Here is a 16,878-nt window from a genome sequence, read left to right on the forward strand (position 1 = left end):
AAATGAAAAGGGGATGGAACAAATGAAAAACGAAAGAATCGAGAAGTTACAAGAAAGCTGGGAATTAGATGAGCGTTGGAAAGGGATCACACGTCCATATTCGGCAGAAGATGTAATTCGCCTGCGCGGGTCAATTGATATTGAACATACGTTAGCGCGTCGTGGTGCTGAGAAGCTTTGGACATCGCTTCATACAGAAGACTATATTAACGCACTTGGCGCATTAACAGGAAACCAAGCGATGCAACAAGTAAAAGCTGGGTTAAAAGCGATTTACTTAAGTGGTTGGCAAGTAGCAGCTGATGCAAACCTTTCTGGGCATATGTATCCAGACCAAAGTTTATATCCAGCGAACAGCGTACCTGCTGTAGTAAAACGAATTAATCAAACGCTTCAACGTGCGGATCAAATTCAGCATATGGAAGGAAGCGATGATACAGACTATTTCGTACCGATTGTAGCAGATGCAGAAGCTGGATTTGGTGGGCAATTAAATGTATTCGAACTGATGAAAGGTATGATTGAAGCAGGTGCATCAGGTGTGCATTTTGAAGATCAATTATCTTCAGAGAAAAAATGTGGCCATTTAGGCGGAAAAGTACTACTACCAACGCAAACAGCAGTACGCAATTTAATTTCTGCACGCCTTGCAGCAGATGTAATGGGAGTGCCGACAATTATCGTTGCAAGAACAGATGCGGATGCAGCTGATTTAATTACGAGCGATATCGATCCTGTTGATAAAGCATTTATTACAGGAGAAAGAACACCAGAAGGGTTTTACCGTACGAATGCAGGTCTTGATCAAGCAATTGCGCGCGGTTTAGCGTATGCACCGTATGCAGACCTCGTTTGGTGTGAAACGTCAGAACCAAATTTAGAAGATGCAAAACGATTTGCGGACGCAATTCATAAGGAGCATCCAGGGAAGCTACTTGCATATAACTGCTCACCTTCATTCAACTGGAAACAAAAACTAGATGAAAAAACAATCGCAAGCTTCCAAAAGGAAATCGCATCTTACGGTTACAAGTTCCAATTCGTAACACTTGCTGGATTCCATTCATTAAATTACGGTATGTTTGAACTAGCACGTGGCTATAAAGAGCGCGGCATGGCAGCATACTCTGAACTACAACAAGCAGAATTCGCAGCTGAAAAACACGGCTACTCTGCAACACGTCATCAACGCGAAGTGGGAACAGGTTACTTTGATGAAGTGGCACAAGTGATTACGGGCGGAACTTCATCAACGACAGCGTTAAAAGGATCTACAGAAGAAGCACAGTTTACGAAATAAAAGGAAGGGGCACCTTTTTGAAGGGTGCCCCTTATTATTTTCTAAAAGATTCGAAAAGAGAGATTGAGTTGTCGGCAAAAAACAATACTAACTTTTCTTTATTACTAAATCAACTCCACTCAGCCCTATGATCACGAATAAACTTCATATCTTTCTCATAATGCTCTAGATGTCCTTCATCAATCATTCTTTGGAAATTCAAGTCGCCTTCTTGCGCTTTTCGTTTCATATATGTACATAACCCTTCTAATCGAAGCAACACCATTCCTAAGTAATCTTCATCCATATTTTTATCATAGGACTGAACGAACAAATTCACTCTCTCTTTAATACGATCTGCATGTTGCGATGAGTCATAATGAACGGCTTCACCAGATTCTGTATAATACACTCTACTTAAAGGCACACAAGTATAGAGTGTATAAGCGATATCCCATAGTCTTGGACCAGGAGCAGCAACATCGAAATCAATAATCCCTACTGGCTTCTCATTATTAAAAATAATGTTATATATGGAAAAATCATTGTGACATAAAACCTCAATGTTATTTGGAGTGTGATCCATCGGTTTCCAATCATCTAATAACGGAAAATCACTTACGGCATCATGGTAAAGGCGGAGCATCTTTGCGATTTCTTTTAATACATCATTAGATCGCATATATTCTTTTAAAGGATAATTGCCAGCTTCTCCTTCAATAAAGGATAAAATCTCTCTATCTTTTTCATCTACACCTAAAAACTTTGGAGCATAATGAAATCCTTTGTTTTCTAAGTGTTGCAATAGCTTATGAATCTTTTCACTGCCTAGCTTTAACTCTCGCCGAACAGTATTTTCAGAACGATATACGTTTGAGACGTTTCCCCCTGTTAGTCTTTCTTCTTTAGCGTAGTTTGACATGTGAAAATTCCCCCCTGTGATTAAAAAATCCAATTCCAAATAGTGAATAGACCAATAATGGCAGAAAAGAGAAGGGAAGCAAGCAATGCTAGACAGCCAAAAGGAACTAGCTTATCTTGCCATGTTTCTTTATACTCATAAACTAAATTCTCTACTACTTCTTTCTGCACTGAAGATAAGGGCTTATCTTTATCCAAACCCTTTATATGGATAGAATCGCCTTTAAACTTTAAAGCACGTGCAATATGATGAGGACTATTTCCCATTGATTTTTCAAATAATAAACATGATTCATGCATAATATCTGTTTTATGCTCTTCTAGATACCAGTAACGTCCAGCCATTTCCGGATATTGTAATTTATAATAAATATCTCCGAGTTGTTTTCGAAGATGTAATTCATTTGGGTATGTAAAGATGAGGCCATGCAATCTATCTCTTGCTTTTCCAAGATTATTATTTTCAATATCCTCTTCAATTCTTTTTAATGTTTTTTTAGGAATTTTATTGGTCATAAACTCCTCCTTATTTAGAATAGAGATAATTATATTTTATAAGAAATACTAAAAATTAGAAATTCTATTTTCGAAAAAGATTGTACATTTTATTTTAATGTGCTATGATAATGTCAGTTGAATAGTTAAATTAAGCAATCCATATGTTATCAAGTGCTGAAAACGAACGAGAAAAAGTATGTGAGAACTAGTTTATGTTTCGTATTTGATAATGTGTGGATTCTTTTTTTAGACAGGAAGACTAAAAAATTTTAAATTTGTATTTTCTTAGGAGGAAATAATTATGGCAGTAACAGGACAAGTAAAATGGTTTAACAACGAAAAAGGCTTCGGTTTCATCGAAGTTCCAGGTGGAAACGACGTATTCGTACATTTCTCTGCAATCGAAACTGACGGTTTCAAATCTCTAGAAGAAGGTCAAAAAGTTAGCTTCGAAATCGAAGACGGTAACCGTGGACCTCAAGCTAAAAACGTAATCAAACTATAATTTTATAGTTGATGATGGAAAAAAGGATGGCTAATGCCATCCTTTTTTTAGGTTGTGGAGAAAATTTTTCCAGAGCCTGTTTTTATATGTAACTCTCTTTTTTTTATGTTAAAACTGGTAAAAAATTATCGGGAATGCGTATTAGTTTCTGTAGAAGAGTTAGTTCAGCAAGAGCATTTGCTGCGTATGATAGTAAATAACTATAAATTTGTTTTCTCTGTTGAAATGGGGAAATCTTTTCTAGATAGACCTTGAGTAACATCTTTTTTGTTAGCATTGTTGTTGGAATTTTGTACGTTTTGAGATGATGTTTCTAACAGTTGTTCTTGTTCCTTACTAGGGGTATTCAGAGCATCTGAGGGGATGCTATTAACCTGCTGGCTTAATAGATCTTCTTTATCCATAAGTATACAGCTCCTTTTGGGAATTCGATAAAAAGTAATGTAATTATAACTAGCTACTTATATATTGTGTTTTTGAATGAAATTATATACAAAACTTATATTACAAAGTTAACTAATTAACGAATTGTTAGTGATGGATAAAGATGTACAAATTTTAATTTTTTAACAAAAATTAAAAGCGGGTAACAAGTACAAATACTCTTTCTCATGTTTTATATAAGGAGCATATTACAAATCAAAAAAGATGTAGAGAACCTTGGAAGAAAATATAGTTGTTTTTTTTAAGGGTTAAGAAGAATAAATAAAATGATACTACAAATGTAAAAAGGCATTCCATAAAGGAAGGCCTTTTATTGTTCTTGCCCTGATTTTTTCTTCTCACGTTTTTTACATTCTGTACATTTTGATTTACGAAACGGTTTGGCAAAGAATAGCAGAATGAAAAATAAACCGAATATAATACTAGCTGAGTTTTTCACGATAATGATGCTACTATTTTTCATTTGAATCGATGGTTGGATTTCTTTTTCTTCCATAGTGGCCCTCTATATATTGGATTTACATTTTAATTATAGCAAAGTTAATTGTTTTAATGATGTGAAAATAGGAAGGGATAATAAATATTTATAGGTAGTATAAATGTTGTTTTTATAACTTTAAAATTAAAAAATCACTATATTGTGATTTTATTATTTAACAAATGTTTGATAAATGATAAAAAACTGTAAAAAAGCGGAGCTTGTAAGCTATTTCCTTTTCATAGATGCTAAAATTATATATGCAGCTGCTAATATAAATGGAAAAAAGGAGATAATGGAGTATGGAAAGTAAAGTGGAACGCTATGTCGAAAATTATGTTGTAACGAAAAATACGATGGCCTTACTTCCTGTTATTCTAAGTGAAAAGAAAATTGTTACGCGAGTCGTTGAAATGAATGATTCTTTTTTCGTATTTCAAAAACCTCTAGATATTATAGAAAGAAGTTGCCGCAAGCATGGCTCTAGTTTCTTAGGCAGAAAAGAAGGAACGAAAGAGTTAACTCATATTACACATAAAGCACCGATTGCGATTAGTCCAGCAGATCAACTTTATTTTTTCCCTACCTATTCTTACTCTAGAAAAGAGTGCGCTTGGTTGTCTCATTTTTATATTGAAAGTAACAAAGAATTAAAAGATGGAAATCTTATTATTAGATTTATAAATGGTTTTGCTGTGAAATTAGAAATATCAAAAACTAGTTTTGAAAATCAACAAAATCGTACAGCGAAATTACGTACTGAATATGAAGATCGTAGGAAAAAACAAGGGAGCCCTTGTTTTAAAGAGGTTGATAAAAAAGAGGAATCAACATTAAGACCCGCTTATGAGAGTGTGTATTTTGTGAAGGAAGGCGAAGTGTGAAAGGATGGGGGGAATCCCCATTCTTTTTTTGTTTATCCCGCTATTTGTGGGCAGTAAGACCCCCACCTCAAAATTCAGCGAAAGCAAAGAAGTTAAGCGGGGGATCAACAAAATCCCCACTGATTAAAGTTTCACTTTATCAGTCTTTGTAGATAAGGCGATATATTAGAGAAACCGAGTTGTAATTGATATATCTAGAAAATCACCAGTGTAATTTCATTTGCCGATAAAAAATCGAAAAACAATCTAAATAACAAAACGAACGACACGTCCTGTCGAATATTGATAGATTATCATAGCTAAATAATGAAGGAATTCTTATGAAAGATATGGAAACTTTAATAAATACATCTCCATATGTCATATCTACCATTTCCTCTTTCATATAAGCAATGATACAGTAGGGATAGTATTTAGAGTAAAGGGGTAAAGTGTAGAATGGATTTTCAGACAATCAAAGAGTATTTTTCACCAGAAAATATGGATCATATTGTTGAGAGTTATAAAGCGTTCGGACCACTTCTTGGTATTGGTTTACCGATGATAGAGGCGTTGATTCCAGCATTACCGCTTATTGTATTTGTACTGGCAAATGCTGTTGCATTTGGCTTTTGGCTCGGTTTTCTTTATTCATGGCTTGGATCAGTAATGGGTGCATTACTTGTCTTTTTCATCATCCGCCATTTTGGTCGCAGTCGTTTCTTTTCGTTTGTAAATAAGCATGAGAGAGTACGAAAAGCAATGGGATGGATTGAAAGAAAAGGATTTGCACCGATTTTTGTTATATTTTGTTTTCCATTTACACCGTCAGCATTAATAAATGTTGTCGCTGGTTTATCCCGAATTAGTGTAAAACAGTTTGGGCTAGCGTTAGCATTCGGAAAACTTGTGATGATTTTTATTTTAACGTATATCGGTCATGATTTAATGTCATTTATTCATAATCCAGTGAAATCAGTCATTGTAGCGATTGGTATTTTTATTTTATGGTATGTCGGTAAGAAAATCGAAGTAAAGTTAGAACTGCATTAAGAATAGTCTTCTTTGTAAAGGAAAGCTTCAGTATTAAAGGATAAGGGGAGAAGCAGATGAAGAAAACTTTGAAAAAAGAAGGCATAGAGTGGATACGAACAATTTTAATTGGTGTATTATTAGCTGTATTTTTTCGAACGTTTTTCTTTTCGACGTACGTTGTAGAGGGGAAGTCAATGATGCCGACATTACAAGATGGCAATATGCTCGTTGTAAATAAGGTGAGTTATCAAGTTGGGGACTTGAACAGATTTGACGTTGTGGTGTTTCATGCGAATAAAAAAGAGGACTATGTAAAGCGGATTATCGGTTTACCTGGAGATCATATTGAATATAAGCATGATAAATTATATATAAACGGACAATTCGTGGATGAACCTTATTTAGAGAAATATAAGAAGGAGATAAATGGACGACAACTAACAGGTGACTTTACGCTAGAAGAGTTAACTAAGGAAAAAACGGTGCCACCTGGATATATTTTTGTAGTAGGTGATAACCGCCTCGGGAGCTGGGATAGTAGACACTTTGGATTTGTAAAAGCTGATACAGTTGTCGGTAAAGTTGATTTACGATATTGGCCAATTCAAGAGGTGCAAACGAATTTTTCAAAAGGTTGATATAATAGGTAGAAGTATAAAAAAAGGCAAACTACTCCGTTTGTCTTTTTTCGTGTCCTATAATACAATTATAGTAGCAAACTAACGTTCGTTATGTAAGTGAAAGGTGGGGTTACATGTCACTTCGATTTGTGATTGGTAGAGCGGGAAGTGGAAAAAGTACACTTTGTTTACACGAAGTGCAAGAAGAGTTAAAACAGCGCCCGAGAGGGGAAACAATATTATATCTTGTGCCAGAACAGATGACATTCCAGACGCAGCAGGCGTTAATTGGAAGTGAGGATGTAAGAGGTTCTATTCGGGCACAAGTTTTTAGTTTTTCACGATTAGCGTGGAAGGTACTACAAGAAGTTGGCGGAGCGAGTCGTCTTCATATTGATGAAGCGGGTGTACATATGTTACTTCGTAAAATTGTAGAGTCTCGTAAAGATGGGTTATCGGTGTTCCAAAAAGCAGCGGAGCAAAACGGTTTCTTTGAACATCTGGGCAGTATGATTGCAGAGTTTAAACGTTACAATGTAACGCCATCTAACGTATATGAAATGTGGCAACAATTAGATGCGCATAGTAGCAGTGCCGAGCAAAAGCTATTAGCGAATAAAGTGTATGATTTACAACTACTATATGATGATTTTGAACGTGCTTTAATCGGAAAATATTTAGATTCAGAAGACTACTTGCAATTGCTAGTGGAAAAGCTTCCGCAGTCTGAATATGTAAATGGTGCGGAAATTTATATAGATGGATTTCATTCATTCTCCCCGCAAGAGTTAGAGATTGTAAGACAGCTTATGATTTGCGGAGCGAGAGTTACGATCACGTTAACGATAGATGAAAAAACGTTAGCGCAGCCAGTAAATGAACTCGATTTATTTTATGAAACGACGGTAACGTATGAAAAAATAAAACAAGTAGCGCGTGAAGAAAAAATAGAAATTGAAAAAACAATTCCACTTATGGAACAGCCGCGTTTTCATTCTCCAGCATTAGCGCATTTAGAAGCTCATTATGAAGCGCGTCCGAATGAAAAATTTAACGATGAAGCGAGTGTAACGATTAGTACAGCTGCGAATTTACGAGCGGAGGTAGAAGGTGTTGCTCGTGAAATTCGTAAACTTGTTGCGGATGAAAAATATCGTTACCGAGATATTGCAGTACTTCTTCGTAATGGGGAAAGTTATTACGATGTGATGCGAACGTTATTTACAGATTACAATATCCCGCACTTCATCGATGAAAAGCGCCCGATGTCACACCATCCATTAGTAGAATGTATTCGTTCTGCACTCGAGATTATTAGTGGGAATTGGCGTTATGATGCGGTGTTCCGCTGCGTGAAAACAGAGCTTTTATATCCATTAGACGTAAGAAAAGAAATGATGCGTGAAGAAATGGATGAATTTGAAAATTACTGTTTAGCGTACGGTGTACAAGGAAAGAGATGGACTTCAGAGGATCCATGGATGTATCGCCGTTATCGTTCTCTTGATGATACGAACGGGATGATCACAGACAGTGAACGTGAAATGGAAGAGAAAATAAATAGGCTACGTGACGTTGTAAGAACACCTGTTATTCGCATGCAAAAAAGGTTAAAGCGTGCAGGAACAGTTATGCAAATGTGTGAAGCAGTTTACTTATTTTTAGAAGAGCTGGATGTTCCAAAGAAACTAGAAGAATTACGTATACGTGCAGAAGAAAGTGGAGATTTCTTATTTGCGACAGATCATGAACAAGTATGGGAAGAGGTAATGAGCCTTCTTGATACGTTTGTAGAGATGCTTGGTGATGAGAAAATGTCTCTTTCTATGTTTACGGACGTTATGTCGACAGGTCTTGAGGCACTTAAATTTGCTAATATTCCGCCTTCATTAGACCAAGTATTAATTGCTAATATTGATCACTCCAGGTTATCTGACGTGAAAGCAACGTTTATTATAGGTGTAAATGAGGGGGTTATTCCAGCAGCACCTATGGATGAAGGTATGCTTTCTGATGAGGAAAGAGAAGTTCTTGGTGCGGCAGGAATTGAATTAGCGCCAACGACGAGACAAACTCTGTTAGAAGAACAGTTCGTTATGTATCAAATGGTAACGAGAGCATCTGAGAAGTTATACATTTCATGCCCGCTTGCAGATGAAGAAGGAAAGACGTTACTTGCGTCTAGCTTTATTAAGAAAATAAAAAGAATGTTCCCTAATGTGAAAGATTCATTTATTACGAATGACGTAAATGATTTATCACGTTCAGAACAAATTTCATACGTAGCAACGCCAGAAGTAACGTTATCTTACGTTATGCAGCAACTACAAACGTGGAAGCGATACGGATTTGAAGGGAATTTAGACTTTTGGTGGGACGTATACAACTTCTACGTAACTTCAGATGAATGGAAACAAAAAAGTAGCCGCGTCTTATCAAGTTTATTCTATCGAAATCGTGCGAAGAAACTAAGTACAGCAGTAAGTAGAGATTTATATGGAGATATAATTAAAGGAAGCGTCTCCCGTATGGAACTATTTAACCGTTGTGCATACGCTCATTTTGCGCAGCACGGTTTATCGCTTAGAGAGCGTGATATTTTCAAGCTTGATGCGCCAGATATCGGCGAATTATTCCATGCGGCATTAAAGAAAATTGCGGACAAGTTATTGCGTGAAAACCGTACTTGGGCGGATTTATCCATAAAAGAGTGTGAGCATCTTTCTGTTTTAGTAATAGAAGAAATCGCACCGTTATTACAACGACAAATTTTATTAAGTTCAAACCGTCATTTCTATTTAAAACAAAAACTACAACAAATCATTTTCCGTACGTCAATCATTCTTCGTGAACATGCGAAGTCGAGCGGATTCGTACCAGTTGATTTAGAAGTGCCGTTCGGTATGGGCGGTACAGGGCCACTTCCGCCGATGGAATTCTCACTACCAAATGGTGTGAAGATGGAAGTAGTCGGCCGTATTGACCGTGTTGATAAGGCAGAAGATGAAAACGGGACGTTCTTACGTATTATTGATTATAAATCAAGTTCAAAAGCGTTAGATTTAACGGAAGTGTATTACGGATTAGCACTTCAAATGTTAACGTATTTAGATGTTGTTACTTCGAATGCACAGACCTGGATGAAAAAAGGTCACACAGCATCACCAGCTGGTGTATTGTATTTTCATATTCATAACCCAATCGTTGAGATGAAAGGTGACGCATCTGAAGCTGAAATTGAAAAAGAAATTTTAAAGAAATTTAAAATGAAAGGACTCGTATTAGGAGATGCTGACGTTGTTCGTTTAATGGATAACAAACTTTCAACAGGAAGTTCAGATATTATTTCTGCTGGCCTGAAAAAAGACGGTAGCTTTAGTGCGCGTTCAAGTATTGCAAGTGAGCAAGAGTTTAACGTACTGCAAAAATATGTACACCATACGTTTGAAAATATCGGAAAAGATATTACAGAAGGTGTTATCGATATTGCTCCTTATAAAATGGGAAATAAAGCAGCATGTACGTTCTGTAACTTCAAATCTGTTTGTCAATTTGATGAGTCACTTGAAGATAATCAGTTCCGATCGTTAAAAGATATGAAAGATAGCGAAGCGATGGAGAAAATAAGAGAGGAGGTTGGCGGAGAATGATAGAAAATTGGCCTAAAAAACCAGAAGGTAGTCAATGGACAGATGACCAGTGGAAAGCTGTTGTAGCGAACGGACGTGATATTTTAGTTGCGGCTGCAGCTGGATCAGGTAAAACAGCAGTATTAGTTGAACGTATTATTAAAAAGATTATTAATGAAGAGAATCCAGTCGATGTCGACCGCCTGCTCGTTGTAACATTTACGAATGCAGCGGCGCAAGAGATGAAAAACAGAATTGGGGAAGCGTTAGAAAAAGTATTAATTGATGAGCCAGGCTCTCAGCACATTAGAAAGCAGCTGAGCTTATTAAATAAAGCTTCTATTTCGACGATTCATTCCTTTTGTTTACAAGTAATTAGAGGATACTATTACATGCTTGATGTGGATCCTCGTTTCCGTATTGCGAATCAAACAGAAAATGAATTGTTAAAAGAAGAAGTGCTAGATGACATATTAGAAGAAGAGTACGGAATCGAAGATAATACAATCTTCTTTGAACTTGTTGATCGTTATACGAGTGACCGTAGTGATGATGACTTACAACGTATGATTTTAGCGCTTCATACAGAGTCAAGAGCGCATCCAAATCCGGAAAAATGGCTCGATAAATTAGTAGAAGCATATGACGTAGAAGGAAAGACAATTGAAGATTTAGTGTACGCTTCTTACTTATTAGAAGATGTGAAATTCCAGCTTGAAACAGCGGAACAGCATATTCGTAAAGCGACGGAGCTCGCAATGCTTCCTGACGGTCCAGCGCCTCGCGTTGAAACGTTGCAAGCAGATGCAGCTTTACTTGGAACGCTATCATCAGCTGCTCGTGAATCGTGGACAAGTTTGTATGAAGCGATGCAAAACGTATCGTGGCAAACGTTAAAGCGCATTAAGAAAAGTGATTATAACGAGGATATTGTAAAACAAGTAGACTCTCTTCGTAATAAAGCGAAAGATGAAGTGAAGAAATTACAAGAAGAGCTATTTAGCCGCAAACCTGAAAGTTTCTTACGAGATTTTCAAGATATGCACCCAGTATTAGAAAAGCTCGTTCAACTTGTAAAAGTATTTACAGAGCGTTTCCAAGCGATGAAGCGAGATAAAGGAATGGTCGATTTCACAGATTTAGAGCATTTCTGTTTACAAATTTTAAGTGAACCAAGTGAAAATGGTGAAATGAATCCGTCAGCAGTGGCGCTCCAATATCGTAATAAATTTGCTGAAGTATTAGTCGATGAATATCAAGATACGAATTTTGTACAGGAATCCATTATTAAATTCGTAACGAAAGATTCTGAGAGTGCAGGGAACTTGTTCATGGTTGGTGACGTAAAGCAGTCGATTTATCGTTTCCGACTAGCCGAACCAGGACTATTCCTAGGAAAATATAAACGCTTCACACAAGAAGGATTGGGTGGCGGAATGAAGATTGACTTAGCGAAAAACTTCCGTAGTCGTCATGAAGTACTAGCAGGTACGAATTTTATTTTCAAACAAATTATGGGCGAAGAAGTTGGGGAAATTGACTACGATGTTGACGCTGAACTAAAGCTAGGTGCTACCTATCCAGAAGGTGAAGATGTAGCGGCTGAACTACTATGCATTCAGCAAACAGAAGAAGAATTAATAGACGGTGAAGAAGGTTCGGAAGTAGAAAAGGCACAGCTTGAAGCTCGCCTTATGGCGCAGCGTATTAAAGCGATGGTCGATTCAGGTTATGAAGTATATGATCGTAAAACGGATAGTATGCGCCCTGTACAATACCGCGACTTCGTTATTTTACTTCGCTCCATGCCGTGGGCCCCGCAAATTATGGAAGAGTTAAAATTACAAGGAATTCCAGTATATGCTGACCTCGCGACTGGTTACTTTGAAGCGACGGAAGTAAATATTATGATGAACGTATTCCGCGTTATTGATAATCCGATGCAAGATATCCCGCTTGCAGCTGTACTTCGTTCCCCGATCGTTGGATTAAACGATGAAGAACTTGCAATGCTTCGTGCTCATGGAAAGAAAGGCTCGTTTTATGAAGTAATGAGCTCATTCTTAAAAGGGGCACCGCTTGAAGAGGAGCAAGAACTTCATGATAAATTAGAGTGGTTTTATAACTTACTACAAGGATGGCGTGAATTTGCACGTCAACAATCACTTTCTGATTTAATTTGGAAAGTGTACGGTGAGACAGGTTATTACGACTTCGTTGGCGGTTTACCAGCTGGAAAGCAAAGGCAGGCAAACTTACGCGTACTATATGACCGCGCAAGACAATATGAAGCAACATCATTTAGAGGATTATTCCGTTTCTTACGTTTTATTGAACGTATTTTAGAACGCGGTGATGATATGGGGACGGCGAGGGCCCTCGGTGAACAAGAAGACGTTGTTCGCATTATGACGATTCATAAAAGTAAAGGGCTAGAGTTCCCAGTTGTATTTGTAGCTGGACTCGGTCGTCGTTTTAATACACAAGACTTAATGAAACGTTTCTTATTGCATAAAGATTTCGGTTTCGGTTCGCAATTTATCGATCCGCGCAAACGAATTAAATATACAACATTATCACAGCTTGCGATTAAGCGTAAAATGAAAATGGAATTAATTGCGGAAGAAATGCGCGTACTATACGTAGCATTGACGCGTGCGAAAGAGAAGTTAATTTTAATTGGAACAGTTAAGGATGCAAATAAGGAAATGGAAAAATGGCTTGATGCGAGGGAGCATAGTGAATGGTTATTACCAGATCATATACGTGCCGGAGCGTCTTGTTATTTAGACTGGATTGCACCTTCATTATATAGACACCGTGATAGTGAAATACTTCTTGAATTAGGACAAGGAAGTATTCCAGATGAAATTTACGGGTATGACACTAGCTGGAAAGTAGAAGTTGTGGACGGTAATACGCTACTTGCACCAGAGCCAGTTCAAGAAGAGAAACAAGAATTGTTAGAAGCGCTTCGTGAGAAAAAGGCTGTTCCCCTGCAAAGTGAACGGAAAGAAGAAGTGTACGACAGATTAATGTGGAAGTACGGATATGAGGATGCGACATCTCATCGCGCGAAGCAATCTGTTACAGAAATAAAGAGAAATTATCAATCTGAAGAAGGTAGCGATAACGCCTTTATTAAAAAACTACGTGCACCAATTAAAACACGCCCGCGCTTTATGGAGAAAAAAGGGTTAACGTACGCAGAGCGCGGAACAGCAGTCCATGCCGTTATGCAGCATGTTGATTTGAAGAAGCCGATTACGGTTGAAGTTCTTCAAGAACAAATTGCTGGAATGGTAAATAAGGAATTATTAACATTCGAGCAGGCGGAAGAAATAGCCATTGAAAAAGTAATTTCATTCTTCGACAGTGACTTAGGTAAAAGGGTATTAGCGGCGAAAAGTGTTGAGCGTGAAGTACCATTTACGATGATGCTTGCAGCAGAAGAAGCATATCAAGATTGGCAAGGGAAGAGTGAAGAAACGATTCTTGTCCAAGGGGTTATCGACTGCATGATTGAAGAGGAAGACGGCATTACGTTAATCGACTTCAAAACAGATACGATTGAAGGAAAATTCCCAGGCGGATTTGAACAAGCAAAACCAATTTTAGAAGATCGATATAAAGTACAGCTTTCGTTATATGCAAAAGCACTGGAGAAAAGCTTACAACATCCTGTGAAAGAGAAATGCTTATACTTCTTTGATGGCAATCATATTGTAAAAATTGAAGAATAGAGGGACTTGAAAATGGCAACGGAAAAAACGTTAAGAACGTGTGAAAAAGGACATGAATACTACAAAAGTAGCGACTGTCCAACTTGCCCAACTTGCGAGAAAGAAAAGAAGCCGAAAACAGGATTTCTTTCACTTCTTTCATCACCAGCACGAAATGCGCTGCAACATCACGGAATTCAAACGATAGAAGAACTCTCAAAATATAGTGAAAAAGAAATTTTAAAAATGCATGGTATGGGACCAGCGTCTTTGCCGAAGCTTAGGAAGGCTTTGGAGGAGAGCGGGTTATCATTTAAATAAAATGAAATAGTGCTTCTTCACTACTTACTTGTTTATACCACTATTTGTGGACAGTAAAGCTCTTGCTTATTAAAATTTCATTTTAATAATTTTGAATTAGATAAAAGAAAAAAGTAGGAGAATATCTCCTACTTTTTTTACGCTGTTCCAATCTGATCTTGATCTGCCACATCAGAATCAAACGTATTTGTTGCACTAACACCGTTAAACGTATTCACGACAAACCCAACATTAGAAGCTCCAGATCCGTTATAGGCTTTCGTGTTTTCTTTCGGAGATACGTTATAAAAATCTCCTAAGTTGAAAGAGCCGTTACTGTTTTGCACGACGAGATTTCCTACAACCGAAGGCATACCATCCACCTACTTTACTAAGCTTTTTAATTACTATATGAATTATTGTGCGGAAGGTTCATCCGTAATATATTGGCGGATTTGCATAATACGAGAGTTATTAAAAGCATAATCAACATTCCCAATTTGAAAGCAACCAGAATTTAAAAGTGTCCGCAATTCAACGTTATTCACTTCAATAAAAGGACATTCATTTACAATATTTAATTTTACATCTGTCGTTCGTTTTGGAATTGTAATGTGTTCATCTGTAAAGATTTCAAAAGCATCAAAGCGACCTTCTCCCCGTATATAACAAGGAATTTCACGGTGGACGGCAATAGCTCTACTTTTTAATTCCATTTGGTTTGCATCTCCAACTTGAAATACGGCAGTAATCCCTAAAGAAATAATAGAAACATTTTGGACAATGGACACATGATGCAACATAATTTCTCAGTCTCCTTAACCTGGAGTAGGAGCGACATCTGTTACTAATGGTACAAATGGACCCTCTGTAACTGTTTCAAATGGTGTATCGAGAATAGAAGATAGAATGAGGAGATTTGCATCTCCAATTAAAAAGAGTGCGGACGACGATACACCGTTCATTTTAATCTGTCCGACTTTTAACTCACGGTTTACAACGTTAAGGTTCATACATAATTACTCCTTTCGGAAATTTCCTGGTATGTGCTGAATAAAGGAGAGAAAGGCTTTGTCAATATCTTGTTTCATTGCCTGAATAATGATATCTCGTAAATAATCTGGATCTGTTGAAATACCTTCATATGATTGCGCTTGTGATAAATAATAAGGGAGTCGATGCTCCATCTGTTTTTTTATGTCATCCACCATCATTTGTCGATACATTTCATCAAGCGGTGTTCTCTCTTCTTGTTCAAAATGGAGAATACGATTATATGCTTCTTCATCTAAGTATCGATGCATTTCTTGGAGGATACCTTGATAAAAGTCTGGGTTTGTTTCGGTTTCAGGGTTTACCTTTAATGTTTCTGTATCCACTTGAAAATCTTCAATTTGTTGTCCTTTTGCTGAAAATGGGTTTAAACCAATATTTAAAGTACCATTTAAATTTTCGACTTTTAATTGATCGAATTTGTATTCCACTTTTCCTACAGAAGAGGAGGGGCGATTTTTTAATTCGTTAAGCTCTTCTTGGAGTTGGCGCACTTGATCTTCTAAATTCAAGATGGCTGCTTGTTGTGTTTGAAGAGCTTGTTGAAGTTGGTGTAAGTAAGTATATATATCTTGATTCATTTGTGAAACCTCCTTTTCAATAGGGAGGGTAAAAATATTCCTACTATATATTTATGACAAGGATGTCTTAAGAAGAACTAGTTGATGGTTTGATAGAAATAATTTGTCCTTTCGCCTGTAATGGGCGAAGCGGCTCCGTAAATCCGCCCGTATTTGAAAATTTAGATAGGGCTTTAATACTTCCGGCAGTACCAATTTGGAACACAGAAGAGGTTGTAATGCTATCAATTTTAATACTGTTGATGACGATACTTTGGTTTACATAAAAGTTCAATATAATCGCCCCCTTTAAGTTGAACCAATTATCGCTTGATCGACGACATCTGAATCGTTGACAGTCGTTGCACTTTGATAATTGTAGACAGAAACGTTATCTCCAACGTTAAAAGAGCCGGCCCCGGCGAAAGCACGTGAGTAACTAATAGGCCTAATCGCAAATACATCTCCAATATGAAAAATACCACTTGATCCAATATTGACGATACGAATATGTCCGACCATAGCTGGCATACAAAACACCCTTCGTTTTTAAAATTTTCTTTTCTACTATTGTATGGGCGTTTCCAATAAAATGTGTATTTTTTTGAAATAAAAGAAACACACGCATTATTGCGTGTGTGTTTTGAACGTTTGATTAGGGTGTAAATCCGTAGGTACATGACAAATTACATTTAAGAGCCTGTCCAGTTCTTGGCTACAATCCACTGTTTTTTGAGAAGTCATTCCATAGCGTTCAGCAAAATAAATCATTTTTTCACGTTTTTTTTCAATCGCTTGCTCAAACATTGAAATCGGCTCCATCTCTAAATGAAATTTTTAGTATATATGTAGTACATATTATACAAAAACTTCATAAAAAAGAAATGCATTCGCTAAAAAAAGTAAAATTTCTACATTTTATGCCAAATGATAAAGGAGTAACGAATCGGATATGAGAAGAATATTGTAAA

19 protein-coding genes are annotated in these 16,878 nt (G+C 37.0%); 8 read left to right on the forward strand and 11 right to left on the reverse strand.

Annotation, left to right across the window (positions count from 1 at the left end; all coding sequences use genetic code 11):
• The first annotated feature begins 22 nt into the window (after positions 1 to 22).
• On the forward strand, positions 23 to 1,300 hold the full coding sequence (aceA, locus tag CGQ22_RS22915) for an isocitrate lyase (protein WP_000787346.1): 1,278 nt from the start codon (positions 23 to 25) through the stop codon (positions 1,298 to 1,300).
• A 109-nt stretch (positions 1,301 to 1,409) separates the two neighbouring features.
• Here aceA and CGQ22_RS22920 read toward each other — a convergent pair whose 3' ends face one another.
• Together CGQ22_RS22920 and CGQ22_RS22925 are read right to left on the reverse strand one after the other, a co-directional pair.
• Positions 1,410 to 2,201 carry a phosphotransferase gene (locus tag CGQ22_RS22920; protein WP_061883884.1) on the reverse strand — a complete coding sequence of 264 codons (792 nt, stop codon included), beginning with the start codon at positions 2,199 to 2,201 and terminating at the stop codon, positions 1,410 to 1,412.
• A 20-nt stretch (positions 2,202 to 2,221) separates the two neighbouring features.
• Positions 2,222 to 2,716 (reverse strand): DUF6584 family protein, encoded by a 495-nt coding sequence (locus tag CGQ22_RS22925; RefSeq protein WP_089149400.1) that lies wholly within the window; start codon positions 2,714 to 2,716, stop codon positions 2,222 to 2,224.
• Positions 2,717 to 2,999: 283 nt separating this feature from the next.
• Here CGQ22_RS22925 and cspA point away from each other — a divergent pair, with 283 nt between their 5' ends.
• Positions 3,000 to 3,203, forward strand: coding sequence for an RNA chaperone/antiterminator CspA (gene cspA, locus CGQ22_RS22930; protein WP_000301523.1), 204 nt, complete (start codon positions 3,000 to 3,002; stop codon positions 3,201 to 3,203).
• A gap of 200 nt (positions 3,204 to 3,403) precedes the next feature.
• On the opposite strand, the gene CGQ22_RS22940 is transcribed toward cspA, so the two are convergent.
• Entirely contained in the window at positions 3,404 to 3,607 is a 204-nt protein-coding gene (locus CGQ22_RS22940) for a hypothetical protein (RefSeq protein WP_000356609.1), read from the reverse strand.
• Between the two features lie 350 nt (positions 3,608 to 3,957).
• Positions 3,958 to 4,143 carry a hypothetical protein gene (locus CGQ22_RS22945; RefSeq protein ID WP_000391367.1) on the reverse strand — a complete coding sequence of 62 codons (186 nt, stop codon included), beginning with the start codon at positions 4,141 to 4,143 and terminating at the stop codon, positions 3,958 to 3,960.
• Between the two features lie 284 nt (positions 4,144 to 4,427).
• Between CGQ22_RS22945 and CGQ22_RS22950 the strand changes: the two genes are divergently transcribed.
• The 6 genes from CGQ22_RS22950 (at position 4,428) to CGQ22_RS22975 (ending at position 14,315) form a co-directional block, all read left to right on the forward strand.
• Positions 4,428 to 5,009, forward strand: a complete 582-nt coding sequence (locus tag CGQ22_RS22950; RefSeq protein WP_000444444.1) for a competence protein ComK — start codon at positions 4,428 to 4,430, stop codon at positions 5,007 to 5,009.
• A 438-nt stretch (positions 5,010 to 5,447) separates the two neighbouring features.
• Complete coding sequence (locus tag CGQ22_RS22955) at positions 5,448 to 6,041, forward strand: TVP38/TMEM64 family protein (protein WP_000347517.1); 594 nt, start codon at positions 5,448 to 5,450, stop codon at positions 6,039 to 6,041.
• A 56-nt stretch (positions 6,042 to 6,097) separates the two neighbouring features.
• Positions 6,098 to 6,661 carry a signal peptidase I gene (lepB, locus tag CGQ22_RS22960; RefSeq protein ID WP_000751900.1) on the forward strand — a complete coding sequence of 188 codons (564 nt, stop codon included), beginning with the start codon at positions 6,098 to 6,100 and terminating at the stop codon, positions 6,659 to 6,661.
• 116 nt (positions 6,662 to 6,777) lie between these two features.
• Complete coding sequence (addB, locus tag CGQ22_RS22965; protein ID WP_089149401.1) at positions 6,778 to 10,293, forward strand: helicase-exonuclease AddAB subunit AddB; 3,516 nt, start codon at positions 6,778 to 6,780, stop codon at positions 10,291 to 10,293.
• On the forward strand, positions 10,290 to 14,015 hold the full coding sequence (gene addA / locus CGQ22_RS22970) for a helicase-exonuclease AddAB subunit AddA (protein ID WP_089149402.1): 3,726 nt from the start codon (positions 10,290 to 10,292) through the stop codon (positions 14,013 to 14,015). The genes addB and addA overlap by 4 nt, the downstream gene beginning before the upstream one ends.
• Before the next feature lie 12 nt (positions 14,016 to 14,027).
• Positions 14,028 to 14,315, forward strand: coding sequence for an RNA polymerase alpha subunit C-terminal domain-containing protein (locus CGQ22_RS22975; protein ID WP_074594665.1), 288 nt, complete (start codon positions 14,028 to 14,030; stop codon positions 14,313 to 14,315).
• A 137-nt stretch (positions 14,316 to 14,452) separates the two neighbouring features.
• Here CGQ22_RS22975 and gerPF read toward each other — a convergent pair whose 3' ends face one another.
• The 7 genes from gerPF to CGQ22_RS23010 all read right to left on the reverse strand — a co-directional run bounded on the left by gerPF (position 14,453) and on the right by CGQ22_RS23010 (position 16,714).
• Positions 14,453 to 14,668: a spore germination protein GerPF gene (gerPF, locus tag CGQ22_RS22980; RefSeq protein ID WP_001141566.1), complete on the reverse strand. Its 216-nt coding sequence runs from the start codon at positions 14,666 to 14,668 to the stop codon at positions 14,453 to 14,455.
• A 42-nt stretch (positions 14,669 to 14,710) separates the two neighbouring features.
• Positions 14,711 to 15,097: a spore germination protein GerPE gene (locus CGQ22_RS22985; RefSeq protein ID WP_000902323.1), complete on the reverse strand. Its 387-nt coding sequence runs from the start codon at positions 15,095 to 15,097 to the stop codon at positions 14,711 to 14,713.
• 15 nt (positions 15,098 to 15,112) lie between these two features.
• The gene (gene gerPD, locus CGQ22_RS22990) at positions 15,113 to 15,307 is read right to left on the reverse strand and encodes a spore germination protein GerPD (protein ID WP_001052806.1); all 195 of its coding nucleotides are present in this window, start codon (positions 15,305 to 15,307) and stop codon (positions 15,113 to 15,115) included.
• A gap of 6 nt (positions 15,308 to 15,313) precedes the next feature.
• The gene (gene gerPC / locus CGQ22_RS22995; protein ID WP_001070760.1) at positions 15,314 to 15,928 is read right to left on the reverse strand and encodes a spore germination protein GerPC; all 615 of its coding nucleotides are present in this window, start codon (positions 15,926 to 15,928) and stop codon (positions 15,314 to 15,316) included.
• Positions 15,929 to 15,995: 67 nt separating this feature from the next.
• The gene (gerPB, locus tag CGQ22_RS23000; RefSeq protein ID WP_001012516.1) at positions 15,996 to 16,202 is read right to left on the reverse strand and encodes a spore germination protein GerPB; all 207 of its coding nucleotides are present in this window, start codon (positions 16,200 to 16,202) and stop codon (positions 15,996 to 15,998) included.
• 14 nt (positions 16,203 to 16,216) lie between these two features.
• Positions 16,217 to 16,438: a spore germination protein GerPA gene (gerPA, locus tag CGQ22_RS23005; protein WP_001111188.1), complete on the reverse strand. Its 222-nt coding sequence runs from the start codon at positions 16,436 to 16,438 to the stop codon at positions 16,217 to 16,219.
• Positions 16,439 to 16,534: 96 nt separating this feature from the next.
• A complete protein-coding gene (locus tag CGQ22_RS23010; protein WP_089149403.1) occupies positions 16,535 to 16,714 on the reverse strand; it encodes an aspartyl-phosphate phosphatase Spo0E family protein in 180 nt (59 codons plus the stop codon).
• Positions 16,715 to 16,878: the final 164 nt, after the last annotated feature.

The organism is Bacillus sp. M13(2017) (assembly GCF_002218325.1).
GTDB classification, from domain to species: Bacteria; Bacillota; Bacilli; order Bacillales; family Bacillaceae_G; genus Bacillus_A; species Bacillus_A thuringiensis_K.

What these genes read in the sequence shown, in the direction of transcription:
- CGQ22_RS22955 (WP_000347517.1), top strand. Translation starts at nt 5,448, where the DNA reads ATGGATTTTCAGACAATCAAAGAGTATTTTTCACCAGAAAATATGGAT.
- CGQ22_RS22975 (WP_074594665.1), top strand. Translation starts at nt 14,028, where the DNA reads ATGGCAACGGAAAAAACGTTAAGAACGTGTGAAAAAGGACATGAATAC.
- CGQ22_RS22950 (WP_000444444.1), top strand. Translation starts at nt 4,428, where the DNA reads ATGGAAAGTAAAGTGGAACGCTATGTCGAAAATTATGTTGTAACGAAA.
- cspA (WP_000301523.1), top strand. Translation starts at nt 3,000, where the DNA reads ATGGCAGTAACAGGACAAGTAAAATGGTTTAACAACGAAAAAGGCTTC.
- CGQ22_RS22925 (WP_089149400.1), bottom strand. Translation starts at nt 2,716, where the DNA reads ATGACCAATAAAATTCCTAAAAAAACATTAAAAAGAATTGAAGAGGAT.
- lepB (WP_000751900.1), top strand. Translation starts at nt 6,098, where the DNA reads ATGAAGAAAACTTTGAAAAAAGAAGGCATAGAGTGGATACGAACAATT.
- gerPA (WP_001111188.1), bottom strand. Translation starts at nt 16,438, where the DNA reads ATGCCAGCTATGGTCGGACATATTCGTATCGTCAATATTGGATCAAGT.
- addB (WP_089149401.1), top strand. Translation starts at nt 6,778, where the DNA reads ATGTCACTTCGATTTGTGATTGGTAGAGCGGGAAGTGGAAAAAGTACA.
- CGQ22_RS22945 (WP_000391367.1), bottom strand. Translation starts at nt 4,143, where the DNA reads ATGGAAGAAAAAGAAATCCAACCATCGATTCAAATGAAAAATAGTAGC.
- gerPD (WP_001052806.1), bottom strand. Translation starts at nt 15,307, where the DNA reads ATGAACCTTAACGTTGTAAACCGTGAGTTAAAAGTCGGACAGATTAAA.
- gerPC (WP_001070760.1), bottom strand. Translation starts at nt 15,928, where the DNA reads ATGAATCAAGATATATATACTTACTTACACCAACTTCAACAAGCTCTT.
- gerPF (WP_001141566.1), bottom strand. Translation starts at nt 14,668, where the DNA reads ATGCCTTCGGTTGTAGGAAATCTCGTCGTGCAAAACAGTAACGGCTCT.
- CGQ22_RS22920 (WP_061883884.1), bottom strand. Translation starts at nt 2,201, where the DNA reads ATGTCAAACTACGCTAAAGAAGAAAGACTAACAGGGGGAAACGTCTCA.
- addA (WP_089149402.1), top strand. Translation starts at nt 10,290, where the DNA reads ATGATAGAAAATTGGCCTAAAAAACCAGAAGGTAGTCAATGGACAGAT.
- CGQ22_RS23010 (WP_089149403.1), bottom strand. Translation starts at nt 16,714, where the DNA reads ATGTTTGAGCAAGCGATTGAAAAAAAACGTGAAAAAATGATTTATTTT.
- CGQ22_RS22940 (WP_000356609.1), bottom strand. Translation starts at nt 3,607, where the DNA reads ATGGATAAAGAAGATCTATTAAGCCAGCAGGTTAATAGCATCCCCTCA.
- CGQ22_RS22985 (WP_000902323.1), bottom strand. Translation starts at nt 15,097, where the DNA reads ATGTTGCATCATGTGTCCATTGTCCAAAATGTTTCTATTATTTCTTTA.
- aceA (WP_000787346.1), top strand. Translation starts at nt 23, where the DNA reads ATGAAAAACGAAAGAATCGAGAAGTTACAAGAAAGCTGGGAATTAGAT.